This is a genomic window from Brasilonema sp. UFV-L1, assembly GCF_012912105.1.
GTDB lineage: Bacteria > Cyanobacteriota > Cyanobacteriia > Cyanobacteriales > Nostocaceae > Brasilonema.
This window is the reverse complement of record NZ_QMEA01000200.1, coordinates 1-9,885: the sequence shown is the minus strand read 5'-3', so window position 1 is coordinate 9,885 and position 9,885 is coordinate 1. Positions and strand designations below refer to the sequence as shown.

Annotated in this window: 7 protein-coding genes and 1 CRISPR repeat array; of the genes, 4 read left to right on the top strand and 3 right to left on the bottom strand. The window is 39.7% G+C overall.

Annotated features, from left to right (window positions below; genetic code table 11):
- The first annotated feature begins 254 nt into the window (after nt 1–254).
- Together cas2 and DP117_RS31915 are read left to right on the top strand one after the other, a co-directional pair.
- Nucleotides 255–542, top strand: coding sequence for a CRISPR-associated endonuclease Cas2 (gene cas2 / locus DP117_RS31920; protein WP_169222190.1), 288 nt, complete (start codon nt 255–257; stop codon nt 540–542).
- 213 nt (nt 543–755) lie between these two features.
- Nucleotides 756–4,802: direct repeats of the CRISPR family, unit length 37 nt; unit sequence GTTGAAATTTCTCTTTCTCCCTATTAGGGATTGAAAC.
- A gap of 362 nt (nt 4,803–5,164) precedes the next feature.
- Entirely contained in the window at nt 5,165–5,536 is a 372-nt protein-coding gene (locus tag DP117_RS31915) for a hypothetical protein (protein ID WP_169222189.1), read from the top strand.
- A gap of 16 nt (nt 5,537–5,552) precedes the next feature.
- Here DP117_RS31915 and DP117_RS31910 read toward each other — a convergent pair whose 3' ends face one another.
- Together DP117_RS31910 and DP117_RS31905 are read right to left on the bottom strand one after the other, a co-directional pair.
- Complete coding sequence (locus DP117_RS31910; RefSeq protein WP_169222188.1) at nt 5,553–5,888, bottom strand: XisI protein; 336 nt, start codon at nt 5,886–5,888, stop codon at nt 5,553–5,555.
- Entirely contained in the window at nt 5,876–6,325 is a 450-nt protein-coding gene (locus DP117_RS31905; protein WP_339381107.1) for an element excision factor XisH family protein, read from the bottom strand. The genes DP117_RS31910 and DP117_RS31905 overlap by 13 nt, the downstream gene beginning before the upstream one ends.
- Here DP117_RS31905 and DP117_RS35735 point away from each other — a divergent pair.
- Nucleotides 6,221–6,535, top strand: a complete 315-nt coding sequence (locus DP117_RS35735; protein ID WP_339381106.1) for a transposase — start codon at nt 6,221–6,223, stop codon at nt 6,533–6,535. The genes DP117_RS31905 and DP117_RS35735 overlap by 105 nt on opposite strands.
- Nucleotides 6,536–6,683: 148 nt before the next feature.
- Here the strand turns inward: DP117_RS35735 and DP117_RS31900 are convergent, their stop codons facing one another.
- Complete coding sequence (locus tag DP117_RS31900) at nt 6,684–8,414, bottom strand: glycosyltransferase family 39 protein (RefSeq protein WP_169222187.1); 1,731 nt, start codon at nt 8,412–8,414, stop codon at nt 6,684–6,686.
- Nucleotides 8,415–8,691: 277 nt separating this feature from the next.
- Between DP117_RS31900 and DP117_RS31895 the strand changes: the two genes are divergently transcribed.
- A partial coding sequence (locus tag DP117_RS31895; RefSeq protein WP_169222186.1) for an ATP-dependent helicase occupies nt 8,692–9,885 on the top strand: 1,194 nt, incomplete at its 3' end.

Below are 9,885 nucleotides of genomic sequence, written 5' to 3'. Positions count from 1 at the left end.
CCCTTGAGATACACTGCATACGCCTTTTGTCAATCAGGGAAGTTCAGTTTAAGCATCCCGTTTTAGGACGCAAATGTACTTACCAAGAAGCGTTTGAACTGCAAGCCCGGTTACTCGCGAAATACTTAATGGGCGAAATCGAGAAATATCCACCGTTGGTTTTGAAGTAAGCACTGGAGTCATCAGTTATCAGTTATCAGTTACCAGTTATTACTGTTCATTGTTCACTGTTCAGCGATTTGGTGAATTTGCCTATGAATGTTGTTGTGTCCTACGATATCTCTGAAGATAAGCGCCGTACAAAGATTCACAAAGTCCTCAAATCATATGGGCAGTGGGTGCAGTATAGTGTATTTGAGTGCCAGCTAACTGATACTCAATATGCAAAATTGCGATCGCGCTTGCATAAACTCATCAAGCCTGATACTGATAGTATCAAATTTTATTTTCTGTGCGCCTGCTGTTTTGGTAAAGTCGAACGTATCGGCGGCGAACCACCTCGCGATGACACGATTTTCTTTGCCGAATGCGCGGATGGGTAGGTGTTGGAAAAGAGGTTTTTAAAAAAATGGCTGAACTTCTGACAGTACAAGGCTTTACAGGAATATTAGCTCAAAAGCCATCCGCGCTCCTTGTCTAGACTGAATTTCAGCCATTCACCTGTCAATCAATTTACTTTTTTCTATGCTATCATTAGTTCATTCGCGATTTAGAACCTTGAAAACTTTATACGGGGCACTTCTCTGGCTTTCGCAGTTGAAATTTCTCTTTCTCCCTATTAGGGATTGAAACAATATATAAGAGTAACACAAGGAGAGAAAACGATGGTTGAAATTTCTCTTTCTCCCTATTAGGGATTGAAACCTCTTCTTTTTGAAAGAAACCTAATTGAAATCCATTTCGTTGAAATTTCTCTTTCTCCCTATTAGGGATTGAAACGTCTCATGATAATCTTGTACAAATTAGTTGGATAAGGAGTGTTGAAATTTCTCTTTCTCCCTATTAGGGATTGAAACTTCATTGGCGACTTACGCTTTGATGGCATTCGCATAATTGGTTGAAATTTCTCTTTCTCCCTATTAGGGATTGAAACGCGCAAGGCTCATCGAAACCGACAGCTAACACAAGTTGAAATTTCTCTTTCTCCCTATTAGGGATTGAAACTGGCGGATTTCCTGGTGTGCAATGGCGACGACGGGTTGAAATTTCTCTTTCTCCCTATTAGGGATTGAAACGAGATACTTTCCAGAACCCGTTGAAATCCTTTAAAGTTGAAATTTCTCTTTCTCCCTATTAGGGATTGAAACCAAGTTCAATGCCAATTGATAAGTGTTTTTCATTTGTTGAAATTTCTCTTTCTCCCTATTAGGGATTGAAACAATAATTTCTTGAGGTACAGATACTGAAGACATAGGAGTTGAAATTTCTCTTTCTCCCTATTAGGGATTGAAACTGTTCCAACTGGAGTATCTTCTGCTGGTGCTGTGTTGAAATTTCTCTTTCTCCCTATTAGGGATTGAAACTTAGAGTCTTTAATCTCAGTTCTCAAAGTTGCAATAGGTTGAAATTTCTCTTTCTCCCTATTAGGGATTGAAACGTGCGATCGTCTTTATATCATTCTGATTTACCGTTGAAATTTCTCTTTCTCCCTATTAGGGATTGAAACTCCTTCCTTGTGGATTACTCGATAATCCCCTAATGGCAATGTTGAAATTTCTCTTTCTCCCTATTAGGGATTGAAACTCCTGAGTATGCCGCAGCAACAAAGAAAGAAATAATTCGTTGAAATTTCTCTTTCTCCCTATTAGGGATTGAAACAAGCAATTCTTGCGCTGATCCTTGCGGTTTGGTGGGTTGAAATTTCTCTTTCTCCCTATTAGGGATTGAAACTCAGATTTGTGCAATTCTTCTACTGATTTTTCCGGAAGTTGAAATTTCTCTTTCTCCCTATTAGGGATTGAAACTATAGAGTAGTGTTCTAGAAGTGAAAGTCTTACGGTAGTTGAAATTTCTCTTTCTCCCTATTAGGGATTGAAACGCGAAAGTCTTCTATTGCAGTCTGTGGCAAATAGTAGTTGAAATTTCTCTTTCTCCCTATTAGGGATTGAAACGAGAAAATCTGGAAGTCGATGGAATTTGAATGAGGAGGGTTGAAATTTCTCTTTCTCCCTATTAGGGATTGAAACATCGGAGGAGCAATTAGAACTTCACGAGAGAGAAGTTGAAATTTCTCTTTCTCCCTATTAGGGATTGAAACTCTGAAGATTTGTTTCTTCAAAGGAAAAGAGACAAGCTTGTTGAAATTTCTCTTTCTCCCTATTAGGGATTGAAACCCTCCATAGTTGCACCCCTCACCTCGATAAATCAACCGTTGAAATTTCTCTTTCTCCCTATTAGGGATTGAAACCTAATATTGATCCTCCAGATATCGTTGCGGGTGTGGGGTTGAAATTTCTCTTTCTCCCTATTAGGGATTGAAACCTTCAAGTTGATAATGCCATCTGCAACAGTCCCGAGTTGAAATTTCTCTTTCTCCCTATTAGGGATTGAAACCAATTAATCCATGAGCAAAAGTAGTATTTGCACCGTTGAAATTTCTCTTTCTCCCTATTAGGGATTGAAACAGCCGTTCTTGTATCGCTTTCGACTGGGATAGGTTGAAATTTCTCTTTCTCCCTATTAGGGATTGAAACACCAATCCAAGTACCACCCACTGCAAACTTGGCTTGATGTTGAAATTTCTCTTTCTCCCTATTAGGGATTGAAACGTTAATGGCAAGCGCAAAGATATGATTCATCAGTGGTTGAAATTTCTCTTTCTCCCTATTAGGGATTGAAACTCAAATTAATCGTCCCATCGACTGTTTAGAGGGAAAGTTGAAATTTCTCTTTCTCCCTATTAGGGATTGAAACTTGTGAACGTTCCATCAACTTTTTAATAGCCTCAGGTTGAAATTTCTCTTTCTCCCTATTAGGGATTGAAACTGATGAATTTCTAATCCATACTTCCTCATTGTTGGTTGAAATTTCTCTTTCTCCCTATTAGGGATTGAAACAAGAGATGTGGTATTTACTTTTCTCTATGCTTGAGGGTTGAAATTTCTCTTTCTCCCTATTAGGGATTGAAACTTTCTATTGGAGTTTGATAGGCATTCAAGTAGGTTGAAATTTCTCTTTCTCCCTATTAGGGATTGAAACCGCATTTTGGCAAATGTTTGCTGCGGACAATCCCTGGTTGAAATTTCTCTTTCTCCCTATTAGGGATTGAAACGCTTTTCATTACTTTTTATTTATTTTTTTTACGTAGGCGTTGAAATTTCTCTTTCTCCCTATTAGGGATTGAAACTTGTGCAGTGCGATCATTGTTCGAGTGGAGCAATGTTGTTGAAATTTCTCTTTCTCCCTATTAGGGATTGAAACACGGTGTCTAGAACGAATACAAAATTAGACATTTTGTCGTTGAAATTTCTCTTTCTCCCTATTAGGGATTGAAACAAGATAAAATGTGCGTACCTGTTCGCAGAGTTCTGATGTTGAAATTTCTCTTTCTCCCTATTAGGGATTGAAACTATCAGAATTTGTAGATACGTACCAATCTCTGACCGTTGAAATTTCTCTTTCTCCCTATTAGGGATTGAAACATAAGTTCTACCTCCCTCTCAGTGAACACTATTTGGTTGAAATTTCTCTTTCTCCCTATTAGGGATTGAAACTTATTCCACTTTTTAAAAGTTCTATCGTTCTCGGTTGAAATTTCTCTTTCTCCCTATTAGGGATTGAAACTTCAGTTATTCCAACCAGTGCTCCAAAATGGGGTTGAAATTTCTCTTTCTCCCTATTAGGGATTGAAACGTGACGATCTCGCAACTGCCGTGCGAAAAGCGGTCGGTTGAAATTTCTCTTTCTCCCTATTAGGGATTGAAACGGAATAAGCTGAACTACAGCGTCTTTTACCTGAGATGTTGAAATTTCTCTTTCTCCCTATTAGGGATTGAAACTGGAATTGCCCTTGCACTGGGGGCTGGCTTAGCAACAGCGATCGCGTTGAAATTTCTCTTTCTCCCTATTAGGGATTGAAACTGCCAGCCCTGGAAACTTTCAACCAAGTGAAGATGTTGTTGAAATTTCTCTTTCTCCCTATTAGGGATTGAAACCAAACTTTCTCGCCCTTATCATTAAGGTGCGACGTTGAAATTTCTCTTTCTCCCTATTAGGGATTGAAACAGATTCGACACAGTATTTGTTGCAGTTACTGTCGTTGAAATTTCTCTTTCTCCCTATTAGGGATTGAAACTTGCCTGTTTCTTGCTATAGCGCCCTTCTGTGCTTGTTGAAATTTCTCTTTCTCCCTATTAGGGATTGAAACAGAAATGGTAAAATTCCGGAGCTATGACCGAACGAGTTGAAATTTCTCTTTCTCCCTATTAGGGATTGAAACGCGGTTGTTGGAGGGTGCGATCGCCATTTCTAAGGGTTGAAATTTCTCTTTCTCCCTATTAGGGATTGAAACCGAAGTATTGAAGCAGAAGAAAGCGATACTTGTTCTGTTGAAATTTCTCTTTCTCCCTATTAGGGATTGAAACCACGTTTCTGGAGAACCCAGAGGAAGAACTTACCCTGTAGTTGAAATTTCTCTTTCTCCCTATTAGGGATTGAAACTTCAGGTTCAAGCTCGCAACTGGATAAGCAAGCGGTTGAAATTTCTCTTTCTCCCTATTAGGGATTGAAACAGCGCAAATAATTGATAGGCGATCGCCATCAAAATGTTGAAATTTATCTTACTCCCTTCGGTTGTGTAAGATTACTTACAGCACATTGCAAGTAAATGAAGTACAGTACTGAGGTCTAAAAGGCAGACAGAAAGACCTTTTTGCTTCTGACTCCTGACTCCTGAATTCTGCTGTATCAAACGAAGTGTCTTTTCTCTGCGTTCTGAAGCGCCTCTGCGGTTAAAAAATACAGCACATTGCAAGTCAATGAAGTACAACGCTGTTGTTTAAAAGCCAGACTCTAAGCCTTTTTTACTTCTGACTTCTGACTTCTGCTATAGGTATTCTTCCGGCGGGAAGAGAGTAACTCACAGAAAATTTCAACATTTTCCGAAATAGACAGACTAAAGATTGTAGTCGTCGTTAGAACAAGTACAAACAATCATAAACCTAACATGTTGAACTTCAAAAAGTATACTGCATTGCTTGCTTTGTTACCAATATTTCTTACCATTTGGACTCAAGCAGCTCATGCTGAAAGTTTAAAAACCAAAAATTTTCAGGTCACGATTACGAGGAATTGTGCTGAAGGGAATGTAACTTGCGACAATGTTACATACGTTGGAAAGAATTTAAAAACAGGTCAATCGATTCGTTTGAACGGCAAAACAATACACGCAACCGGTGCGAATGGTGTCACACCAGGTCGATTTCTTGGTTACCAGTTTCGCAATAACGAATATCTTTATCGAGTGACAGCAGAAGGTATTTTGCAAGTTTATCAAGGCAGAAGACTCATACTTGAAGAACAAGGAGTTTTTAATTAACAAATTCTGCAAAACTCTAACCCACAGCATATTCTGTAAACTGTCGCATAAACGGTGACTGAAATCCCAGCACAATATCTTCCTTTGGAACTCCCAGTGCAACTAAATCTGCTGCAATATCATCCTCTGTGCCATTCCACTGAAGCCAAATCTTTCCATTTTTAATGTCAATGTGGATGATACAACTATGCACCCAATTCTGTCCTTCCCAGCCTACATGGACGATTTGGTAATGATCACGCTCAGTATCAAAAATCGTTTCAACTGTAATATCTCCGTAAGCAGGTTTTTGCTTGCCATACTCTGCAAGCATTTGTTGTACAAGCTGCCGATATCGCGCTAGTTTTTCCATTCGACAATTACCTCACGTTCTACATCATAAACAATTATTTTGACTTGATTCTCCTCAACCATTGCTTTCGGAAAATCAAGTTGAAAAAATGTTTTGTAAGTTGTCATAGGCACTGCTAAGTATAGAATACGCTCTGGCTCTCGTCGTCGCAGTGCGCCTCTATAATTAATAAATTGCCCTAATGCTGTGTGGAATTCCGAGATTGCAGAGGACTTCTCCAAAAAGCTTTTGACTTCGACAGCAATTTTCTTGCCTTCCCGTTCTGCAGCAATTAGCTTTTGGGCTGCCAAATCAATCGACCTTGGGTTGAGTATTTTGGAAAAGTATTTGGCGTGGTCACAGTCGCTGTGCCGCCTCACTACACCAGTCAAAGTTGTTCCAAATGCGGGAAGGTTGTTAAGAAAACTCTTAGCACTAGGACGCATACTTGTCACCATTGCGGACACGTCCAACACCGAGACCATAATGCTGCACAAAACATATTAGAAAAGGCATTGCGTACCGTGGGTCACACGGGAAGTCACGCCTCTGGAGAGACTGACCAATACTTGGGTGATGCAAATCCTCCAAGCAAGTCAACTCGTGGAAAGAGGAAACTCAAAGAGCAATCTTTGGAATCCCCCGCTATACCTGGTACTCCAGGTTAGCGGTGGGAGGATGTCAATCCTCGTATCCTCTGGAGAGAGTGAAAAATTTGGACGCTTGGATATGATTCCATAAAGTGCGATTCTTTTAATCCATAGACTAATATTTTTGTCAATGTTTTTTGTAAATTTTTAGTAATTTTTAGATCCGTTAGCCCTGCTTACTATTACGGATTGAAACTCCACAACGATACAGTTGATAAGGAACACCAATCCGATAATGCTGCAAGGAATCTATAGTGCAAGTCATTTGTTGAGAAAGTGTTATCTGCTGTGGATAATCTCGGCGTTTTCTACCTGGACCAACAAGCCATAAGTTAAGATGAGTTGCAGCGAGTGAAGGAAGTTGGGAAAGTTTTTGCAAGACAGGAGCAAAATCTGGTGATTGCTTGAAGAAAGCAACATTAGAGAAGGAGTACGAGGAAGAAATTCCTTGCTCTCCTACTTCTCTCAGTGGTTCCAATGCTAAAGCGAAACTTAATCCTAATGCCACATCTTGGTAATCTCTGTATCCTACTACCATGAGAAGAGGGATAGAAGGATTTTGATTCATATTTTGTGCGACTTGCTCAGGCTCAAATGGTTTTTGAAAAACTAAGTTAGAAACAAGAAGAAGACAACTGAATATACCGACGAGGAAAATAATCAGAAATGAAGACTGAAGATTGAAGATGGAGTTTTTGATTTCTTTCTTCTTGCTTTTTTGAGCAAAAGTCGCAGCGATGAGGGCACAAAAGCTAGGATAATAAACAAAATGATAGCGAGGAACAGAAGTAATATCTTTACCTAGTAAATAAGCGATCGCAAAGAATTCTAATAAAACGCAAACAGAGAAACTTAAAAGAGTGAATGTTGCTATATGTGTTGACTTCGCATACCATAGCTCTCTAAAACCTTTGACAACTTGCCAACTCACCCAAATACCAAACAAAAACATTAACAATCCAAATATGACTGCAATTGCAATTGGCTGCTTTTCTACAGGAAGAGAAATTAGCATGAGCAACCAGCTAATCAGAGTTTGATAGATTGGAGAAATGTTTTGTGGAGAGGTTAGCCAGGAGGTTTCAGAACGGTTATAGTCATGCAAGATAACTGGTAACCAAGGCAGAAAGCTAATTCCAACAATACTTATACAGACAATAATTGCTAGCCAAATTTGGCGTTTGTTCAGGATGTTTGCTCTTTGCCAGCACATCAACATTAGTAATGCCAGTATTTGGGCAATGAAGGCAAGAATACAAAAGTAATGAACATAAAAACTTATACTATTAATGATTGCCCATCCCAGCACAACCCACAATCTTACTTTTTGCTGCTTTTCAATATCCTTGACAATTTGCACTAGCCCGAGTATGGCTAAAGTGATCACAAGCATGGGTAACGTGTAATGTCTTGCTTCTTGGGAAAGGTAAACAGCTAGCGGAGACACAGCCATAAAAGCTGCTGCTATCATCCCCGCAGATGGAAAGAAAGCAATACGATTGAGATAGTAAATTGCGACAATTTCAGCGACACCAAAAAATGCTGCAGGCGATCGCACTTTCGTAACCCACTCACTTCCTAAAGGACTTAACCACTTCAACCAACTGTACATCCCACAAAAAAACAGCGGCGGATGAGTAGACTGCGTGACAATTTTCTTAGCAATTTGAGCACAACTGACTCCTGGTTGGAGAGTAAAAATCTCTGGTACACGTTCTAGCGGTAACACCACATCCAAAGGTAAATCATTGTAGCTTTTACCCAAGCTGAAAATCGCAGTAATCACCTCATCCATCCACAGAGGTTTGAGATCCAAATTCCAAAAGCGTAAAATTGCACCGAGTGCGATCGCCCCAACCAAAGCGAGATAACGTAGAGAAAATTTACGATTAGCCATTCTTTTCATTGGTTAGTCGTAAGTAAAACAACAGTTAACGAACAACCATCAACTAATAATTCTCGATCCAAAATTGTAACCACCCAAAATGTGTGCTGAGCTACGCGGATAATGTGTCTATCCTGCGATTCAAAATCTAAAATCTAATTAGGGAAAACCAAAAAATAAATTATCCCATAGTTGTAGGGTGCGTTACGGCGGTTCACCTAACGCACCCTACAAGTTGGATATTTTTTTATTGGAAGTCCTTGAAATAAGACGTTCATGTTAAAAATCTGTGCCTAAAAAATCGAAATCTATAGAAGTATCTCCATTACCTGTGTCTTCCCCACAAGAGACGGGTATAGCAAATATCCGTAATACCCTCCGTCAAGGACAGCTGCACATGGCTGACTGGAAATCCGGTTCACTTGCGGTGTCAGCTGTTCCCGGTGCAGGTAAATCTACAGGAATGGCTGCTGCTGCTGCTATGGCGATCGCCCTTCAATATGAAGAATCTGCCCAATTACGTCGAAAAACCCGTCGTCAACTCATTGTTGTCACCTTTACTCGCTCGGCTGCTGCTAATATTAAAGTCAAAATCCGCGAATATCTCAAGCAATTATCTTTACCTCAAACTGGCTTTGTTGTCAATACGCTACATGGTCTTGCTTTAAACATAGCCAGCCGCTATCCTGATTTGTCAGGTTTAGAATTAGAAAATGCAACTTTAATTACTCCAAATCAAAGTCACCGATTCATTCGGACAGCTGTAGAGCAATGGATTGTCAATCATAATGCTCTTTATTTTCGGTTACTCAATGGTATTCAATTTGATGGAGAAGAAACAGAAAGACTGCGACGACAGTCAGTATTACGAACAGAAGTCTTACCAGAACTAGCAACTACAGTCATTCATGAGGCAAAAAGTTCTGGCTTATTACCAGAAGATTTGCGTGAATTAAGTCAACAAACCACAGACGAGTATGAAATCTTAAGGATCGCGGCTGGGTTGTACGAACAATATCAAAATTTAATGCAATCGCGTGAGTTCATCGACTACGACGACATGATATTAGCTGCCCTGCGCGTATTAGAAAACGAAAACGCCCGAAAAATCGAGCAAAATCAAGTTTTTGCCGTTTTTGAAGACGAAGCACAAGATTCTAGTCCTTTGCAAACAAAGCTATTAACAATTCTCGGCACCGACGTCAACAACTCTAACGAACCACCAAATCTTATTCGCGTTGGTGATCCAAACCAAGCTATTAACTCAACCTTCACCCCAGCCGATCCAATTTATTTTCGGCAATTCTGCAAAGAGTGCGACGCCCAGCAACGATTAGTCACAATGGATCAAGCAGGTCGTAGTACTAAAATTATCATCGATGCCGCCAACTTTGTTTTAGAGTGGGTGAATAGTCTTTATTTCAAAACAGAACAAAACAACTCAATTCAAAATTTAGAATTTCTCCCCATCTCCCCATTGCCC

What these genes read in the sequence shown, in the direction of transcription:
- cas2 (WP_169222190.1), top strand. Translation starts at nt 255, where the DNA reads ATGAATGTTGTTGTGTCCTACGATATCTCTGAAGATAAGCGCCGTACA.
- DP117_RS31915 (WP_169222189.1), top strand. Translation starts at nt 5,165, where the DNA reads ATGTTGAACTTCAAAAAGTATACTGCATTGCTTGCTTTGTTACCAATA.
- DP117_RS31910 (WP_169222188.1), bottom strand. Translation starts at nt 5,888, where the DNA reads ATGGAAAAACTAGCGCGATATCGGCAGCTTGTACAACAAATGCTTGCA.
- DP117_RS31905 (WP_339381107.1), bottom strand. Translation starts at nt 6,325, where the DNA reads ATGGTGACAAGTATGCGTCCTAGTGCTAAGAGTTTTCTTAACAACCTT.
- DP117_RS31900 (WP_169222187.1), bottom strand. Translation starts at nt 8,414, where the DNA reads ATGGCTAATCGTAAATTTTCTCTACGTTATCTCGCTTTGGTTGGGGCG.